This is a genomic window from Vibrio sp. Y10_XG_PY6, from assembly GCF_024181795.1.
Taxonomy (GTDB): Bacteria; Pseudomonadota; Gammaproteobacteria; order Enterobacterales; family Vibrionaceae; genus Vibrio; species Vibrio diabolicus.
Genome location: NZ_JAMZAQ010000002.1, coordinates 1,514,326 through 1,532,736, shown reverse-complemented (window position 1 = coordinate 1,532,736; position 18,411 = coordinate 1,514,326). Strand labels below are relative to the sequence as shown.

Sequence of the window (18,411 nt, the reverse complement as noted above, 5' to 3'; positions counted from 1 at the left end):
CTATATAAATAAGTTCAGAGCATGCTCAATCTTGGGAGAATATGCTCGCTAGGCTGGAATACCACTATGGAACTTAAAATCTGTATCTGGCGTAGAAATTAAATCCGCCTCAACTCGACCAAAATAGGCTATGCGTTCGCTGATGTCTTTGCCCGCGATTTGCTCTGCCAATACAAGATAATCTTGATAGTGGCGTGCTTCTGAGCGCAGTAAAGAAACGTAGAATTTTGCGATATCGTCATCCATATGTGGTGCTAGTTTGGCAAAACGCTCACAAGATCGGGCTTCGATGTACGCACCAATGATGAGCTTATCGATCAGCGTTTCCGGTTCATGAGTCTTCATATGCGAAATGAGCCCTTTAGCATAGCGACTTGCTGGAATATTTTTATACTCAATTCCACGACTTTCCATGATCTCTAAAACCTGATAAAAGTGGTGTAACTCCTCTTTAATCAAAAGCACCATTTTATCGATCAAATCTTGGCTGTAAGGTGAGTTGGACTTAGCCATGATCGCTTTGGAAATATTGCTCTTACCTTTTAAAGTTTCTAGTGAGCCTACATTGCGATAAGCAAAATTTTCATAGGGTTTAAACCAGTCAAGCAGAGCATGTGAACTGGATTGGTCAACGGCATACTTACGAATTAAAAACATCGCAGATTGGCCAGCTTTTAGCTCACACAGTAGGTGGTCTAATAAAATGGTTTGAAGATTTTCTGGTTTCTTTGCTTCCTCTACCCATTCATCAGGTGTGCTGCATTGCAGAAATTGGTTAATGGGAGCAAGAAGATCTTGATAGGCGTCTAGATTCATCATTTTAGTTTTAGTACTTCACATTCTAATTGGGCATATCCGCTATCTTACGGATAGAAAAAAGGCTGCGATTGCAGCCTTTATTGACCTTAAGTGAATGTTACCACTTTTTCTTCTCGCCGAAGAGTGCTTCCATGTCATTGTCGCGCTCTTTATCGGCGATCTGCTGCATTTCGGCATCACTTTTATCTTGGCGTTTTTTATCTAGGTCGCCCAGCATGTCTTCAAGCTTCTGTTTCGCTTGAATAGAGTAGGGATCGCTCTTTGTACTCAATGCATCGATACCTTTGCGTAGCAGTTGAAGTGCTGTACCAGGTTGACCTCGAGCGATTGAGTCATTTGCTCTTTTAATGACGTTTTCGATGTTGATACGAATCTGCATCGTTTCTAAACGCGCATTTTCAGCGACATAAGTCTGGGTGTCGATACGGCCTTTATTGTGTTCGTTACGGATAGTATCGCGGAGGCGTTTCACCAACTTAAGCATGACGATGGCTTGTTTATCACTGCTCGGCATTTTGAACGTGGTACTCTCGCCAGTGGGACCATTCTCTTTCAGTTGCTCAATCTGTTGCTTCATGTTTTCGATACGTTGAGCAAGCTGCTTATTCTTCGGGTCAAGCTCATGCATGCTTTCTAGCGCGTCAAGAATACGATTGTTTAGACACAGCAACAGCTCCTTGCTAAAAGGGATATGGTGCGCATGACCAATCAACTCTTCAGTGCCATCAATCAAGGCAACATAGCGTGCGGACTCCTGTCTTTTCGCAGTCTCTACCTTGACCTTATACTGCAACATAATGTTATAGCCTAGGATCAACACCAGTAGGATGGCTACCAAAGCGATTATTAAACCAATATTCATATCTTTGCGTCTGCTTTACTTTTCTACGGCTAGCGTTAAAGAATACATGAATCTTATCTTACTCGGCACCCTATTTGTTTGATTATTTTGTCTCTCCCACGTTTTAGCTACTGATAGAAGTCACATCATAGAAATTCAGTCATTTATTGGCTCAACTTTGTGCATATTGTTTCTATGTTGAGGATTATCAGTATGTGATTGAGGTATAAGTTAGAAATTACTGTTCATTTCGATTTGAACGCGTTATAACTAATTATTATATCGCTCGTCCGAGTGGCCAATAAATTATCTCATGAACAAGTAAGGGATTACGATGAAACTGCAGCAGCTGAAGTATATTGTTGAGGTTGTAAACCATAATCTGAATGTATCCGCGACGGCAGAAAGCTTGTATACCTCTCAGCCAGGTATCAGTAAGCAGGTTCGGTTGCTGGAAGATGAGTTAGGCATTCAGATTTTTGAACGTAGCGGTAAGCACTTAACACAGGTGACACCTGCTGGTGAAGAAATTGTACGTATCTCTCAAGAAATTCTCGCTCGTGTAGAAAGTATCAAAGCTGTAGCAGGGGAGCACACCCACCCAGAAATGGGGACGCTGAATATCACCACGACACATACGCAAGCGCGTTATGCTTTGCCGGATGTCATCAAAGGTTTCACTTTTCGCTACCCAAAAGTGTCATTACACATGCATCAAGGTACGCCGTCACAAATGTCTGAGGCAATTGCTAAAGGTACGGCGAACTTTGCGATTGCGACAGAAGCGCTTCACTTATATCAAGATGCCATCATGCTGCCTTGTTATCACTGGAACCGTTCAATTGTCGTGCCCAAAGATCATCCATTAGCGAAGAAAGACAAAGTAACGATCAGCGATCTTGCCGCTTATCCATTGGTCACTTATGTGTTTGGTTTTACGGGCCGTTCAGAGTTAGATACCGCATTTAATCGTGAAGGTTTAACCCCGAGAGTGGTGTTCACTGCAACTGATGCGGACGTTATTAAAACGTATGTTCGCATGGGTATTGGTGTCGGCGTCATTGCTAGCATGGCTGTGGATGAAGAGCAGGACAGCGATTTAGTCGCAATAGATGCGAGCCATTTATTTGGGGCTAGTACGACAAGTATTGGCTTCCGTCGCGGCACGTTCCTGCGCTCATACATGTTCGATTTTATGGAACGCTTTGCTCCACATTTAACTCGCCCAGTGGTAGAGCAGGCTATTTCTTTGAAATCTAATGCAGAAATCGAAGAGATGTTTAAGGACATCGAGCTCCCGGTGAGATAACACTTCATTGATGTTTCGATTCCCTCTACAATGCGCTCGTTGTAGGGGGAGCTATGAAAACGCAATTTCAATTTATTAATGACTGCTTATTGGAAAACGAATCGCTATGGCGGTTTGAACCATTTAAAAGTAGCATCCACATCTCATTACCTTGGCAAGAGCAACACCCTCAGTTGTGCCAGTGGTTAGTGTCTCTTTCTCCCTCTCAAATCGAAGAGTATAAAGCGGAACCTGAACTCGCCTTAAAAGCGATAAGCGCGTTCGTGCCTCAACTCGAACAACTCGCTTATCACACGCGTTTAGAGTCTTTAACATTAAATGGTTTGGCACTCGCTCGTGGATTAGATAACGGCATTCCGGGTCGTAAGCTGGAGCAAATTAGCTCGATGGGTGAAGTTGCAATTCAACAACACTGTGGCGAAGAATGGTTAGAGTGGTGTTCAGGGAAAGGTTATTTAGGACGAATCCTGGCAACACAAACCGATCAGCCAGTGACCAGTTTCGAATATCAACAAGTACTGTGTGATTCGGGGCAACAAGCAGCGAATGAACACCATTGGAAAATGACGTTTATTCAAGGTGACGCGTTCGATAGCAAAGCAAAAGCGGTATTCAAGCCAACGCAACACGCGGTGGCACTGCATGCGTGTGGTGACCTCCATGTTCGTCTAATGCAGTACGGCAGTGAGAATGGGATTGCTGCGATGACCATCTCACCTTGTTGTTATCACTTGATTCAGTCGGAACAATACCAGCCGATGTCGAAACCGGGGAGGGTTTCTTCTCTCTCATTGTCTAAGCAAGAACTGCGTATCCCGTTACAGCAAACGGTGACAGGGGGAGAGCGTGTACGTCGCCATCGTCAGCAGGAAATGGTGTTTCGTCTTGGCTTCGATTTGATTACTCGACGAGCGTTAGGCATGGCAGAGTATCAACCTGTCCCCAGTATTCGTAAGTCGCAATTAAGTGAAGGCTTTGAATCTTTGTGTCGTTGGGCGGCGGAGCAGAAAGGTATCGTTCTTTCTCAAGAAATCGATTTCGATCATTTTGAAAAGTTAAGCGAACAACGTTTCTGGCAAATGGAGAGAATGAGCTTAGTGCAACTGGTTTTTCAACGTCCATTGGAGATCTGGCTCGCATTGGACAAAGCACTTTATCTTGAAGAACGTGGTTATCGTGTTAGATTGTCAGAGTTTTGCCCTAAATCAGTTACACCTAGAAATATTTTAATTTGTGCATATAAGAATTAGTTATTTTTTATAGCTAAACGCTCTATATGAAAAAGCCCACTTATGTGTGGGCTTTTGTAAACAAAACGTGACAAATTGTGTTTTATTTTGTCATTAATTGAACATAGCGATAGCTTGAGTTGGTTCAACATATTCCAAGTCAAAGCTTTCTGCTACTTCTTTACATGTTACTTTTCCGTGAATAACGTTTAGACCTTCAAGGAAGCCTTTGTCTTCTAGAAGTGCCTCACGGTAGCCTTTGTTTGCGAGTTTCACAATGTAAGGGAGTGTTGCATTGTTCAATGCGAAAGTTGAAGTACGTGCAACCGCACCAGGCATATTTGCTACGCAGTAGTGAACCACTTCATCAACGATGTAAGTTGGATCTGCGTGGGTTGTTGCGTGAGATGTCTCGAAACAGCCACCTTGGTCAATAGCCACGTCAACCACTGCCGCACCAGGTTTCATCTTAGCAATGTGCTCTTTTGTTACCAGCTTAGGCGCTGCTGCTCCAGGAATTAGAACGGCACCGATAACAAGGTCAGCTTCTAGAACATGCTTCTCGATAGCGTCTTCAGTAGAATAAACCACTTTAGCGCGACCTTGGAATTCTTCGTCAAGCTTACGAAGTGTATCTACGTTGCGGTCTAGAATGGTTACGTCAGCGCGAAGACCAACAGCCATACGAGCTGCGTTTGCACCAACAACACCACCACCAACGATGACGACTTTCGCTGGCTCAACACCAGGTACGCCACCTAGTAGCAGACCACGACCGCCGTGTGATTTTTCCAATGTTTGCGCACCAGCTTGGATAGACATCCGACCTGCCACTTCTGACATTGGTGCTAACAGTGGCAAACGACCCATATTATCTGTTACAGTCTCATAGGCTATACAGACAGCTTTGCTCTTGATTAGCTCATCAGTTTGTGGAAAATCTGGTGCTAGGTGTAAATAAGTAAATAAAATTTGCCCTTCGCGGAGCATTGCTCTCTCTACTGCTTGGGGTTCTTTTACTTTTACAATCATGTCTGCTTGCGCGAATACGTCTGCAGCATGAGGGAGAATGGATGCGCCGACAGCGATGTAATCATCGTCTGAAAAACCAATGCCGGCACCTGCATTGGTCTCAACTAAAACTTGGTGACCATGTGAGATGAGTTCTCTCACGCTTGCTGGGATCATACCAACACGATATTCGTGGTTCTTGATTTCCTTAGGTACGCCAATGATCATCCTGTATCCTCTTTCTATAATGGTTGTATTAACTGTTTGTAGGGTGTTATTGTCGAATTAATAACTAGTATAGTTATAGATTTGTAAAATTTGGCACCAAATATTAAAAAGTTGTAGTATATTTTTTTGCAAGGAAGTAATAAGGTGGAATAAAAAATGGCAGACAACTATAAAAAGCCGTCCAAGGAACTAGACCGTATCGACCGCAACATTCTTAATGAACTGCAGAAAGACGGTCGTATTTCAAACGTTGAGCTTTCAAAACGTGTGGGACTTTCTCCAACGCCATGTTTGGAGCGTGTACGTCGCTTAGAGCGTCAGGGTTATATCACAGGATACACTGCATTATTGAATCCGCAGTTCCTGGATGCGTCACTATTAGTATTCGTTGAGATTACACTAAACCGTGGTGCGCCGGATGTATTTGAGCAGTTTAACTCAGCTGTTCAAAAGCTAGACGACATACAAGAGTGTCATCTTGTATCAGGTGACTTTGACTATCTTCTTAAAACCCGTGTATCAGATATGGGTGCTTACCGCCGACTATTGGGCGATACGTTACTACGCCTACCTGGCGTAAATGACACTCGCACATACGTTGTAATGGAAGAAGTGAAACAATCTAACCAGCTTGTGATCAAAACTCGTTAATTTCTTGCAAAGAAAGCGGTATATGCTTCCGCTTTCGCCAGAGAGTAATTGGGTTTTTCTCTTTGATATGGTTAAATCAATTTACCGAGCGGCTTGATGCCGCTCGGAATGTTTTGCAATTTCCTATTTCATTTCCATATTCAAGTTGATTTATGTTCAAAGAGAACGCAAAGAAAGTCGAAACCATTATCAAAACCAGTGAAGAGCCCCAGTCTTCACGCTTAAATGGCTTCCAACGCTTAAAAGAGTGCTGCTTTATCGTTGGCGTTCTTAGCTCGGTATTGCTTGCGGTTGCACTATTTACCTTCAGTCCGGCCGATCCTTCCTGGTCCCAAACCGCATGGGGAGGGGAGATCGACAATGCTGGTGGCCTTTTCGGCGCTTGGCTTGCGGACACACTATTCTTCACATTTGGCTCTCTCGCTTATCCCATCCCTTTCTTGCTAGCTGCGGCTGCATGGGTGATTTGCCGTAAACGAGGAGAAGATGAGCCCATTGATTTCATGTTATGGGGTACGAGGTTACTCGGCCTTGTCGTCCTTATAATGACTAGCTGTGGTCTAGCCGATATTAATTTTGATGATATTTGGTATTTCTCGTCCGGTGGTGTCGTCGGGGACGTGTTGTCTAGCCTAGCTTTACCTACATTGAATGTACTTGGCACGACATTGGTACTGCTGTTCTTATGGGGAGCGGGTTTTACTCTCTTTACTGGCATCTCATGGCTTAACATCGTTGAGTGGCTTGGAGATCGTGCATTAGCGCTAATTGCGGCGTTTGCAAATAAGATAAGAGGCTCTGAGCAAGAAGTTTTAGAACCTCAGCTAGATGAGTTCGTGGAAGATAAAGTCTCTACGCCTAGACATAACGTAGACCATGACATTGATGATGAGCCGCTTCCTCATTTAACGGCGTTCGATGTCGATGAGCCGAAAGAATCGGCGCCTGTACATGAGTATCCTATTTATATGCCGCAAGCTAAACCTGAGAAGCCAGCGGAACAAATGATGGTGGAACCAACGCCACCACAACGCAAGGCTACGGTTAATGCTGCGCCAGTTTATGCTCAACCTGAGCACCAAACGCAACCTGTCCATGCGGTGAATACTGATAACGTTGACCCGCTTCTGGAGCGTACCAAGCAGCTGAATGTCACGATAGAAGAGCTTGAAGCTGCAGCGCAACAAGCAGATGACTGGGGAACTGAAGAACAGGTAGCCCCATCATTTGCAGACACTTACTCTTCCTATGTAGACCAACATACAGCTACAGAAGAACCGATCAGTGTTGAACCAGATTATGCGGAGTACGAACAATTTGAAGCAGAGCAAGTACAGCAGCCAAGTATTGAGCATCCTGTGCATGAAGAGCCTGCAATTGATTCCGCTGCGCTAGATAGCATCACGGAGCAAACAGAATCGAGTCAACACATTGAACCTACGATCTCTGATTTTGACGTGTTAGACGATGAAGACGAAGTGGAGTCACAGTCTGTACAACAAGTACAGCCAGCTCCAGCAACACCTTCAACAACATTTGAACCTGCACTTCAAAAAGCGGAGGTTGAAGAGGTTCAAGACGGCGACGAAGATGTAGCGGCATTCCAAGACATGGTTTCTAGTGCGCAAGCCAAAGTAGCAGCGACACAGAACCCATTTTTGGTACAGAAAGAAGAAAACCTGCCTGTTCCGGAAGAGCCACTTCCAACGCTCGAGTTGCTTTACCATCCAGAAAAACGCGAAAACTTTATCGACCGTGATGCGCTAGAGCAGGTCGCTCGATTGGTTGAGAGCAAGCTAGCGGACTACAAAATCAAAGCCGACGTGGTGGGGATTTATCCTGGTCCAGTGATCACTCGTTTTGAGCTTGATTTGGCGCCGGGGGTAAAAGTAAGCCGTATTTCTGGTCTTTCAACTGACTTAGCGCGTGCATTGTCTGCAATGGCTGTACGTGTTGTAGAAGTAATCCCTGGCAAGCCTTACATCGGTTTGGAACTGCCAAACATGAGCCGTCAGACGGTCTATTTATCTGATGTAATCAGTAGTCCTCAGTTTGAGCAAGCAACGTCACCCACAACGGTTGTGTTAGGTCAAGACATTGCGGGCGAAGCTGTTGTGGCCGATCTTGCGAAGATGCCTCACGTGCTAGTAGCAGGTACAACCGGTTCTGGTAAGTCGGTGGGTGTGAACGTGATGATTTTGAGCATGCTGTATAAAGCTGGCCCAGAAGATGTACGCTTCATCATGATTGACCCGAAAATGCTAGAGCTTTCTATTTACGAAGGTATCCCTCATCTTCTTTCTGAAGTTGTGACTGATATGAAAGACGCATCAAACGCTCTACGTTGGTGTGTGGGTGAGATGGAACGTCGTTATAAATTGATGTCGGCATTGGGCGTTCGTAATGTGAAAGGCTTTAACGAGAAGTTGAAGATGGCGGCAGAAGCGGGTCACCCAATCCATGATCCATTCTGGCAAGAAGGCGACAGTATGGATACGGAACCGCCATTGTTAGAAAAACTGCCTTACATCGTTGTTGTTGTCGATGAATTTGCTGACCTGATGATGGTGGTTGGTAAGAAGGTAGAAGAACTGATTGCACGCTTGGCACAAAAGGCGCGTGCGGCAGGTATTCATTTAATTCTTGCGACTCAGCGTCCATCGGTGGATGTTATCACGGGTCTGATTAAAGCGAATATTCCAACTCGTGTTGCGTTTACGGTATCGACTAAAACAGACTCCCGTACGATTCTAGACCAAGGTGGTGCAGAATCACTGCTTGGTATGGGTGATATGTTGTATCTACCGCCGGGCTCAAGTCATACAACTCGTGTCCACGGTGCATTTGCATCAGATGATGATGTTCATGCTGTTGTAAACAACTGGAAAGCGCGTGGTAAACCGAACTACATTGAAGAGATCATCAGCGGAGATCAAAGTCCAGAAAGCTTATTGCCAGGTGAGCAAATGGAAGCGGATGAAGATGTGGATCCACTCTTCGATCAAGTCGTTGAGCACGTAGTTCAGTCACGTCGAGGCTCTGTTTCTGGCGTACAGCGTCGATTTAAGATCGGTTACAACCGTGCCGCCCGTATTATTGAGCAACTCGAAGCGCAAGGTATCGTGAGTGCACCGGGTCACAACGGTAACCGCGAAGTTTTAGCTCCTGCGCCGCCAAAAGATTAATGAACTTGTTTTACTCACTTCAGTCCAACTGAGGTGAGTAACTTTAGGTCTTTGACCCTCTGATAGGTATCTGAATGAAAAAACGATTTTCAGCGAAATTTTTCTCAGCGCTAGTTTTAAGTGTTTCTTTCTTCTCAGCTGCGAATGCAGCATCTCCCAAAGATGAACTCAATAAACGTCTCGCAATGAACGAAGGTTTCAGTGCCGATTTCTCCCAGCAAGTGATCAGCCCTGAAGGTGAAACGGTAATGGAAGGTGAGGGCACGGTTGAAATCGCTCGTCCAAGCTTGTTCCGTTGGAGTACGACTTTTCCTGATGAAAACCTTTTAGTATCTGATGGCAAGACGTTGTGGTATTACAGCCCATTCATTGAGCAAGTAAGCATTTACTGGCAAGAGCAAGCGACCGAGCAAACACCATTTGTGCTGTTAACTCGCAATAGAGCAAGCGACTGGGATAACTATAAGATTTCTCAGAAAGGTAATGAGTTTACGCTCATTCCAACGGCAATTGACTCTACTCAAGGCCAATTCCAGATTAATATTGATGCAAAAGGCGTAGTGAAGGGCTTTAACGTCATTGAGCAAGATGGTCAGAAAGGGCTGTTTACTTTTAGTAATGTTAAGCTTGGTAAACCAAAGGTAGACAGATTTACATTCACAATTCCAGATGGCGTGGAAGTGGATGACCAAAGGAATTAATTGTTAGTGAGTAATTACACGTTAGATTTCTCAGGGGACGAAGATTTTCGTCCCCTTGCTGCTCGTATGAGACCACAAACTATCGAACAGTATATTGGACAGCAGCATATTTTAGGTCCGGGTAAACCCCTACGCCGAGCGCTAGAGGCCGGACACATTCACTCGATGATTTTGTGGGGACCACCTGGCACAGGTAAAACGACATTAGCGGAAGTGGCAGCAAACTATGCCAACGCCGAAGTTGAGCGTGTATCTGCGGTGACGTCTGGCGTTAAAGAGATCCGGGCTGCGATCGACAAAGCGCGTGAAAACAAAATGGCAGGTCGCCGCACTATCTTATTCGTGGATGAGGTGCATCGCTTTAACAAATCGCAGCAAGATGCGTTTTTACCGCATATTGAAGACGGTACGGTTACGTTTATCGGTGCGACCACAGAGAACCCTTCGTTTGAGTTAAACAACGCATTACTCTCGCGTGCTCGCGTTTACAAGTTGACTTCTCTTGGCCAGAGCGAAATATCGCTGGCGCTTGATCAAGCGATTAACGACAAAGAGCGCGGCTTGGGGAATATACCAGCACATTTCGCCGATAACGTACTAGATCGCCTAGCAGAGCTAGTTAACGGTGATGCTCGTATGTCTCTCAATTATCTTGAGCTGCTTTACGACATGGCAGAGGACAATGCGCAAGGTGAAAAAGAAATCACGCTTAAGTTGCTTGCGGAAGTGGCAGGAGAAAAGGTCTCTCGCTTTGATAACAAAGGTGATATCTGGTACGACTTAATCTCTGCGGTTCACAAATCCATTCGTGGTTCAAATCCAGACGCCGCTTTATATTGGGCTGCACGTATGATCGCTGCAGGTTGTGATCCGCTCTACATCGCTCGCCGATTACTTGCGATAGCATCGGAAGATGTTGGCAACGCGGACCCTAGAGCCATGCAAGTTGCACTCTCCGCGTGGGATTGCTTTACCCGTGTTGGTCCGGCAGAAGGTGAACGTGCGATTGCACAGGCGATCGTTTACTTAGCGTGCGCGCCAAAAAGTAATGCGGTGTACGTGGCATGGAAACAAGCGCTCACAGATGCTCATAACTTACCTGAATATGAAGTGCCTCATCACCTTCGAAATGCACCTACCAGTTTGATGAAAGACATGGGTTATGGAGCAGAGTATCGTTATGCTCACGATGAGCCGGGTGCCTATGCAGCCGGTGAGCAATATTTGCCACCAGAAATGGCAGATCGTAAGTATTATCAGCCAACAAATCGCGGCCTAGAAACCAAAATCGGCGAAAAGTTAGATTACTTGGCTAAATTAGACGCAAATAGCCAACAAAAGCGCTATGAAAAGTAGGCGTTTTTGGATACATTTGTTCAGTAAATTTTTTTAACGCGTACGCTTGGAAAGTGCGCGTGATTTCACAACAAAAAGCATAGGATTAACAATGCTGGATTCTAAATTACTTCGTACAGAGCTGGATGAAACAGCTGCTAAACTGGCGCGTCGTGGCTTTAAGCTAGACGTAGAGACTATTCGTAAACTTGAAGAACAACGTAAGTCCATTCAAGTAGAAGTAGAAAATTTACAATCCACGCGTAACTCCATCTCCAAACAAATCGGCCAAAAAATGGCGGCTGGCGACAAAGAAGGCGCAGAAGAGATCAAGAAACAAATCGGTACTCTAGGTAGCGATCTTGATGCGAAGAAAGTTGAACTTGAGCAAGTAATGGCTCAACTAGACGAATTCACGCTTTCTGTACCAAACATCCCAGCAGATGAAGTGCCAGATGGCAAAGACGAGAACGACAACGTTGAAATCTCTCGTTGGGGTGAGCCTAAGACTTACGACTTCGATTTGAAAGACCATGTTGACCTAGGTGAAATGGGTGGCGGTCTAGACTTCGCAAGCGCAGTTAAGATCACTGGCGCACGTTTCATCGTGATGAAAGGCCAATTTGCTCGTCTACACCGTGCAATCGCTCAGTTCATGCTAGATCTTCACACAGAAGAACACGGCTACACAGAAATGTACGTACCTTACCTAGTAAACTCTGACAGCCTATTCGGTACTGGTCAGCTTCCTAAGTTCGGTAAAGACCTTTTCCACACAGAGCCTCTAGCGGAAAAAGTAAACGACGAAGAGCCACGTAAACTGTCTCTAATCCCTACTGCAGAAGTACCTGTAACGAACCTAGTTCGTGACACGATTTCTGACGAAGCGGATCTACCAATTAAGATGACAGCTCATACGCCATGTTTCCGCTCAGAAGCAGGCTCTTACGGTCGTGATACTCGTGGTCTGATTCGTATGCACCAGTTCGACAAAGTTGAGCTAGTACAAATCACTAAGCCAGAAGATTCAATGAACGCGCTAGAAGAGCTAACAGGTCACGCTGAGAAAGTTCTACAACTTTTAGAGCTTCCTTACCGTAAAGTGGTTCTTTGTACAGGTGACATGGGCTTCGGCGCTCGTAAAACTTACGACCTAGAAGTTTGGGTTCCTGCTCAAGAAACTTACCGTGAAATCTCTTCATGTTCTAACATGTGGGACTTCCAAGCTCGTCGTATGCAAGCGCGTTTCCGTCGTAAAGGCGAGAAGAAACCTGAGCTTGTACACACGCTAAACGGTTCTGGTCTAGCTGTAGGTCGTACAATGGTTGCTATCCTAGAAAACAACCAAGAAGCAGACGGTCGCATTGCAATCCCTACAGTACTTCAGAAGTACATGGGCGGCGCAACGCACATCGGTTAGTGCATTAGCCACTAGAACACCAAAACCCAGCCATAGTGCTGGGTTTTTTGTTATCTGCGTCGAGTGAAAATTGATTATTACCGAATCGTAATAGTGTTTTCGAATTTACCCTAATTATCTTGTTATTTGTAATCGATATAATCATCCACCTTACCACGGTAAGTAGATTTTCTCATTCAAGTAACGAGGAGGGCTTATGGCCGTAGGGTGGGCAAACGACGATAGCGTCAGCCAACAAATTCAAAACACAATAGACGACGAGATTTCCCGTGTTCGTGGCAGTATCACAGAGGGTGAGAGCGCCCATTACTGCGATGAGTGTGGTGATGAGATTCCCGAAGCGCGTCGTCTTGCAATGAAAGGCGTTCGTTTGTGTATCGAATGCCAGTCAACAATCGAATTGACATCTCAACGCCAAGTATTATTCAATCGACGAGCGAGTAAAGACAGTCAACTTCGATAGCTTTGCTTTTCTCGTAAATAAAGAGACGGTTTGAGTCTCATACTCAAACCGTTTTCGTGTTGAGTTGGACTATGAAGCGAAGCAGTCTTTACGTTGCAACGCTGCATCAATTGCGTTAACTAGCTTCTCAATATCTTCCGGCTTGCTGATGAACGGCGGCATCATATAAATCAGTTTGCCAAATGGACGAATCCAAACTCCGTGTTCAACAAACAAGGCTTGGATGGTTTCCATATTCACTGGGCGATGCGTTTCCACAACGCCAATGGCACCCAACCAACGGGTGTTCTTCACCAAGTCGTATTCTTCAAGTTTTGGTAGTAACTCAGAAAACAGCGTTTCAATTTGTTGGGTTTGTTGCTTCCAATCACCTTGCTCGATCAATTCCAAACTTGCAGTAGCTACAGCACAAGCGAGTGGATTCCCCATAAAGGTTGGACCGTGCATAAAACAACCAGCATCACCACCACAAACAGTGTCTGCTACGTGTTTGCTCGCGAGGGTCGCAGAGAGGGTCATGTAGCCGCCAGTGAGTGCTTTCCCGACACACAGAATGTCTGGTTGAATATCTGCATGTTCGCAGGCAAACAATTTGCCTGTGCGTCCAAAACCGGTAGCGATCTCATCTGCAATCAATAACAAACCGTATTTTTCGCAAAGCCTACGCACGCCTTTGAGAAATTCTGGATGGTAGATACGCATGCCACCTGCGCCTTGAACGATAGGCTCTAGGATCACCGCAGCAAGTTCTTGATGGTGCGTTTCAACCTTGTGCTCGAAGTCGGTAAGGTCTTCTGGCTTCCACTCATCCCAAAAGCCACAAGTTGGTGACTCCGCAAAGATATGCTCAGGCAAAAAGCCTTTGTAGAGAGAGTGCATTGAGTTATCAGGATCGGTAACCGACATGGCCGCAAAAGTGTCGCCGTGATAACCGTGTCGCAAAGTAAGAAACTTCGGTCGGCGTTCGCCTTTTGCATGCCAATATTGCAGTGCCATTTTTAAGCTGACTTCTACGGAAACGGAGCCTGAATCGGCAAGGAATACATGTTCAAGATTACTTGGTGCTAAGGACAGCAACTTCTTACACAAATTGATTGCTGGCTGATGGGTAATCCCGCCAAACATCACATGAGAGACCTGATCGATTTGCTGGTGAGCCGCTTGATTTAAGTGCGGATGATTATAGCCGTGGATTGTCGACCACCAAGAAGACATGCCGTCGACCAGTTCAGTACCGTCTTCCAATTTAATGTGAACACCACTTGCTGATTCTACTGGGTAGCAGGTCAGAGGTGTTAATGTCGAAGTGTAAGGATGCCAGATATGCTGGCGGTCGAAGGCGAGATCCATGTGCGATTCCAATAATAATTAAGATTAAAAAATAAACAGGTGTAAACTTTGTTGTTTTGTGTTGTGTTGACAGTTTATCGAGACTCAGTAGACTGTCAACACAACAACAAAAGTGACTAAAGGAATACACGTGGAAGTTCGTCATAACTGGACGCATGCTGAAGTGCGCGATCTCATGGAAAAACCATTCATGGATCTCCTATTCGAAGCGCAGCTTGTACATCGTCAATATCAACAAACCAACCATGTTCAAGTAAGCACGCTTCTGTCGATTAAGACAGGTGCTTGTCCAGAAGATTGTAAGTACTGTCCTCAGAGTGCTCGTTACACCACAGACATCGAGAAAGAGCGTTTGATGGAAGTAGAACGCGTACTCGATGCTGCGCAAAAAGCCAAAAATGCTGGTTCTACTCGATTCTGTATGGGGGCAGCATGGAAAAACCCGAAAGAGCGTGACATGCCGCATTTGACCGACATGATCAAAGGCGTGAAGGGCATGGGTTTAGAAACGTGTATGACATTGGGCATGTTGACGCCAGATCAAGCAAAGCAATTGGCAACCGCTGGTCTGGATTACTACAACCACAACCTAGATACCTCACCTGAGTTTTACGGCAACATCATTACCACACGTACTTACCAAGACCGTTTAGATACGCTTTCTCACGTTCGTGATGCTGGTATGAAGATTTGTTCCGGTGGCATAATCGGCATGGGTGAGAGTGCCAATGACCGAGCTGGTTTGTTGGTTGAACTGGCTAACTTGCCGGTACACCCTGAAAGCGTGCCAATCAACATGCTGGTTAAGGTGAAGGGTACACCATTAGAAGAAGTGGACGACGTTGAGCCGTTCGACTTTATTCGTCTGATTGCAATAGCACGAATCATGATGCCTCAATCAGCCGTTCGTTTATCCGCTGGCCGTGAAAACATGAACGAACAAATGCAAGCGCTGTGTTTTATGGCGGGTGCAAACTCCGTCTTCTATGGTTGCAAACTTCTGACCACGCCAAACCCTTCTGAAGACAAAGACATGATGCTGTTTAATAAGCTTGGCATTAACAGACAAGAAGTGTCTCAAAAACCTGATGAAATCGAAGAAAACGAGTTGCTGGATCGCGTCGTAGAGCGCGTTGCTGCTCGTCCGACAAAAGACGACCTTTTCTACGATGCCAGCGTTTAAATCTCGTATCGAGTCCGCCCTTGCCGATCGTAAAGCGCAGGGGCTGAATCGTTCGATGAATGTGGTGTTTTCCGGCAACCAATCGATTTTGGAATACGAAGGCAGACGCTACATCAACTTCTCAAGTAATGATTATTTAGGCTTGGCTAATGACCAAGCGCTTGTTCGTGCTTGGCAGCAAGGTTTAAGCGTATATGGTAGTGGCAGTGGAGCATCACCGATGGTGACTGGTTTTAGTGCCGCGCACAGCAATTTAGAAGCGGCACTAACCGAATGGCTGGGTTACGAAAGGGCAGTCCTGTTTGGCTCTGGATTCAGTGCTAACCAAGCTTTGTTATTCACCTTGCTAGAAAAATCAGACGTACTCATCCAAGACCGTTTGAACCATGCCTCTTTGATGGAAGCGGGGGCGTTGTCACCAGCTAAGATGAAGCGCTTCAAGCACAATGACATCGAACACCTGAAGTCGCTGATTAATAGCGAAGACAACCATCTAGTTGTGACTGAAGGGGTATTCAGCATGGACGGTGATTGTGCCCCACTTGCTGATATAGCTGAAGTCGTTCGCAGTCATGATGCTTGGTTCGCCGTCGATGATGCACACGGTATCGGCGTTCTTGGCCAATCTGGTGGTGGTTCTTGCGAGTTGGCAGCGGTTAAACCCGAGATACTGATCGTGACTTTCGGCAAAGCGTTTGGTATGTCTGGCGCGGCTATTTTATGTGACCGCGCAACGGGGGACTTTTTAACTCAGTTCGCTCGTCACCATGTGTATTCCACGGCGATGCCTCCGGCACAAGCCTATGCGCTCACGCATGCTGTCTCGATGGTTCAAGAGCAGTCTTGGCGACGTGAAAAGCTCACAGAGTTAAGTGAAGTGTATCGAGATAGCCTCAGCGACGTTGAGGGCTTTGTTGAGACTCAAACTTCGATTAAGCCGTTTGTGATTGGTGAATCTGATTTGGCTTTGCGAGTAGCAGGTGCTTGTCGCCAAAACGGTATTTGGGTTACTGCTATTCGTCCTCCAACAGTTCCGAAAGGGACGTCTCGTCTGCGAATCACACTCACTGCTAATCACACTAACGAACAAGTTAAAACGCTTTCAATGGCATTGAAGCAAGCATTAGGAACGCAGTAATGGATAATGCAGAGCAAATGAAGTTGGATTGCTTACTGCCTAATAAACAAGCGATCGCCGCTTCCTTTAGTAAGGCGGCTGACACATACGACAAACATGCCGCTTTCCAGCGTGATGTCGGCCATCGCTTACTAGACAGACTTCCGAATGACTTAACTCATAAACGTGTTTTGGATTTAGGATGTGGTACGGGCTATTTTTCTCAACTTCTTCAAGAGCGTGGCGCTGAAGTGTTTTGTGTGGACATCTCTCAAGAGATGTTAAGCAAAGCTATGGTGCGCTGTGGCCATGAACGAATGAATTATGTGCTAGCCGACGCAGAAAACTTGCCTTTCGACGATACAAGCTTCGACTACGTATTCTCTAGCTTGGCTTTGCAATGGTGTGCCGATTTAAGTTATCCCCTGAGAGAAGTTCGTCGTGTACTAAAAGCTAATGGGAAGGCGGCTTTTTCTACACTAGCTGAAGGGTCACTGTGCGAGTTGCGAGCATCATGGAAAAAAATTGATGCATATCAACACGTCAATAACTTTCTATCGCTCAATCAGGTAAAAATTGCGTTAGCGCAATCTCGATGTGACAACCATCAACTAGACTTGACCACCATCACAGTTTGGTACGACTCAGCATTTTCAGTTATGCGTGACCTCAAAGGTATAGGTGCAAATCACGTAAGCGGGCGCTCACATGGTTTAACCAGTCGAGAGACTTTGCTGCAAGTTGAGCATGAGTACCAAGCGTTTAAAAATGATCAAGGTCTTCTACCTGCAAGTTATCAGGTTTGTTTTGGAGTAATACATCTATGATTGATGCTTTTTTTATTGCTGGTACGGATACTGATGTAGGAAAAACGGTAGCGTCTAAAGCCATTTTGCAAGCGTTGGCAGCAAAAGGACTAAACACTATTGGTTATAAACCAGTGGCAGCAGGGAGTGATAAGACTGAAGCTGGATGGCGTAACTCTGACGCCTTACATTTACAAGCGGCCGCGACACTTGATGTCGCTTATGATGATGTGAATCCATACGCTTTAGAATTGCCAGCTTCTCCCCACATCGCGGCAAAACATGAACATGTCGAAATAAAATACGAACTCCTCAGTGAAAAGCTGGCTCAACACAAGCAGCAAGCTGATGTCGTTCTCGTTGAGGGCGCTGGTGGTTGGCGTGTGCCTGTGTCAGATACCGACTGTTTATCTACTTGGGTACAAGCAGAGCAGTTACCCGTGGTCTTGGTGGTTGGTATTAAATTAGGTTGTTTGAGCCATGCTTTACTCACGGCTGAGAGTATTAAAGCGGATGGCTTGAATCTTGTTGGTTGGGTGGCAAACCGAGTGAACCCTGGCACCGAGCACTATGCTGATATTATCGAGATGCTTGAAGCGCGTATCGGTGCGCCTAAGCTTGGCGAAATCCCATACATTCCAAGTGCTAAGCGCAAAGAGCTGGGCAAGTACATTAATGTCGAGCCTTTGCTAAATACTGACTGATTGTGTTTAAAATACTAAAAACCAAAGGGCTGCGTAATGCAGCCCTTTTTTATTGGTGT

16 protein-coding genes are annotated in these 18,411 nt (G+C 45.6%); 12 read left to right on the top strand and 4 right to left on the bottom strand.

The features are described 5' to 3' along the window. Positions 1-48: 48 nt before the first annotated feature. The gene (locus NL644_RS15380) at positions 49-819 is read right to left on the bottom strand and encodes a tRNA isopentenyl-2-thiomethyl-A-37 hydroxylase MiaE (protein ID WP_114322503.1); all 771 of its coding nucleotides are present in this window, start codon (positions 817-819) and stop codon (positions 49-51) included. Between the two features lie 97 nt (positions 820-916). Further along, on the bottom strand, positions 917-1,681 hold the full coding sequence (locus NL644_RS15375; RefSeq protein ID WP_006742886.1) for a hypothetical protein: 765 nt from the start codon (positions 1,679-1,681) through the stop codon (positions 917-919). A 313-nt stretch (positions 1,682-1,994) separates the two neighbouring features. On the opposite strand from NL644_RS15375, the gene cysB reads away from it, so the two are divergent. Both cysB and NL644_RS15365 read left to right on the top strand, forming a co-directional pair. After that, positions 1,995-2,969 carry an HTH-type transcriptional regulator CysB gene (gene cysB / locus NL644_RS15370; protein WP_114322502.1) on the top strand — a complete coding sequence of 325 codons (975 nt, stop codon included), beginning with the start codon at positions 1,995-1,997 and terminating at the stop codon, positions 2,967-2,969. Positions 2,970-3,022: 53 nt separating this feature from the next. Next, positions 3,023-4,219: a methyltransferase gene (locus tag NL644_RS15365; RefSeq protein WP_253658598.1), complete on the top strand. Its 1,197-nt coding sequence runs from the start codon at positions 3,023-3,025 to the stop codon at positions 4,217-4,219. A gap of 93 nt (positions 4,220-4,312) precedes the next feature. Here the strand turns inward: NL644_RS15365 and ald are convergent, their stop codons facing one another. Next, positions 4,313-5,437: an alanine dehydrogenase gene (gene ald / locus NL644_RS15360; RefSeq protein WP_005378241.1), complete on the bottom strand. Its 1,125-nt coding sequence runs from the start codon at positions 5,435-5,437 to the stop codon at positions 4,313-4,315. A 156-nt stretch (positions 5,438-5,593) separates the two neighbouring features. Here ald and lrp point away from each other — a divergent pair, with 156 nt between their 5' ends. The 6 genes from lrp (at position 5,594) to NL644_RS15330 (ending at position 13,192) form a co-directional block, all read left to right on the top strand. Next, positions 5,594-6,088 (top strand): leucine-responsive transcriptional regulator Lrp, encoded by a 495-nt coding sequence (gene lrp, locus NL644_RS15355; protein ID WP_005378234.1) that lies wholly within the window; start codon positions 5,594-5,596, stop codon positions 6,086-6,088. 152 nt (positions 6,089-6,240) lie between these two features. Next, positions 6,241-9,273, top strand: a complete 3,033-nt coding sequence (locus NL644_RS15350) for a DNA translocase FtsK 4TM domain-containing protein (protein ID WP_253658597.1) — start codon at positions 6,241-6,243, stop codon at positions 9,271-9,273. A 74-nt stretch (positions 9,274-9,347) separates the two neighbouring features. Continuing rightward, positions 9,348-9,974 carry an outer membrane lipoprotein chaperone LolA gene (gene lolA / locus NL644_RS15345; protein ID WP_046874759.1) on the top strand — a complete coding sequence of 209 codons (627 nt, stop codon included), beginning with the start codon at positions 9,348-9,350 and terminating at the stop codon, positions 9,972-9,974. Next, positions 9,975-11,330: a replication-associated recombination protein A gene (locus NL644_RS15340; protein WP_301338971.1), complete on the top strand. Its 1,356-nt coding sequence runs from the start codon at positions 9,975-9,977 to the stop codon at positions 11,328-11,330. Positions 11,331-11,421: 91 nt separating this feature from the next. Continuing rightward, on the top strand, positions 11,422-12,729 hold the full coding sequence (gene serS, locus NL644_RS15335) for a serine--tRNA ligase (protein WP_167426732.1): 1,308 nt from the start codon (positions 11,422-11,424) through the stop codon (positions 12,727-12,729). Between the two features lie 196 nt (positions 12,730-12,925). Next, positions 12,926-13,192: a DksA/TraR family C4-type zinc finger protein gene (locus NL644_RS15330; RefSeq protein ID WP_109168498.1), complete on the top strand. Its 267-nt coding sequence runs from the start codon at positions 12,926-12,928 to the stop codon at positions 13,190-13,192. 69 nt (positions 13,193-13,261) lie between these two features. Here the strand turns inward: NL644_RS15330 and bioA are convergent, their stop codons facing one another. Further along, complete coding sequence (gene bioA / locus NL644_RS15325) at positions 13,262-14,542, bottom strand: adenosylmethionine--8-amino-7-oxononanoate transaminase (protein ID WP_253658596.1); 1,281 nt, start codon at positions 14,540-14,542, stop codon at positions 13,262-13,264. 130 nt (positions 14,543-14,672) lie between these two features. On the opposite strand from bioA, the gene bioB reads away from it, so the two are divergent. Genes bioB through bioD form a run of 4 tightly spaced genes read left to right on the top strand, consistent with a single transcriptional unit; the run spans position 14,673 to position 18,352 of the window. Beyond that, a complete protein-coding gene (gene bioB, locus NL644_RS15320; RefSeq protein WP_047008583.1) occupies positions 14,673-15,725 on the top strand; it encodes a biotin synthase BioB in 1,053 nt (350 codons plus the stop codon). After that, positions 15,712-16,863: an 8-amino-7-oxononanoate synthase gene (bioF, locus tag NL644_RS15315; RefSeq protein WP_253658595.1), complete on the top strand. Its 1,152-nt coding sequence runs from the start codon at positions 15,712-15,714 to the stop codon at positions 16,861-16,863. The genes bioB and bioF overlap by 14 nt, the downstream gene beginning before the upstream one ends. Then, positions 16,863-17,669: a malonyl-ACP O-methyltransferase BioC gene (bioC, locus tag NL644_RS15310; RefSeq protein WP_253658594.1), complete on the top strand. Its 807-nt coding sequence runs from the start codon at positions 16,863-16,865 to the stop codon at positions 17,667-17,669. Before bioF ends, bioC begins: the two co-directional genes overlap by 1 nt. Beyond that, entirely contained in the window at positions 17,666-18,352 is a 687-nt protein-coding gene (gene bioD / locus NL644_RS15305; RefSeq protein ID WP_005390831.1) for a dethiobiotin synthase, read from the top strand. The genes bioC and bioD overlap by 4 nt, the downstream gene beginning before the upstream one ends. Positions 18,353-18,411 lie beyond the last annotated feature (59 nt).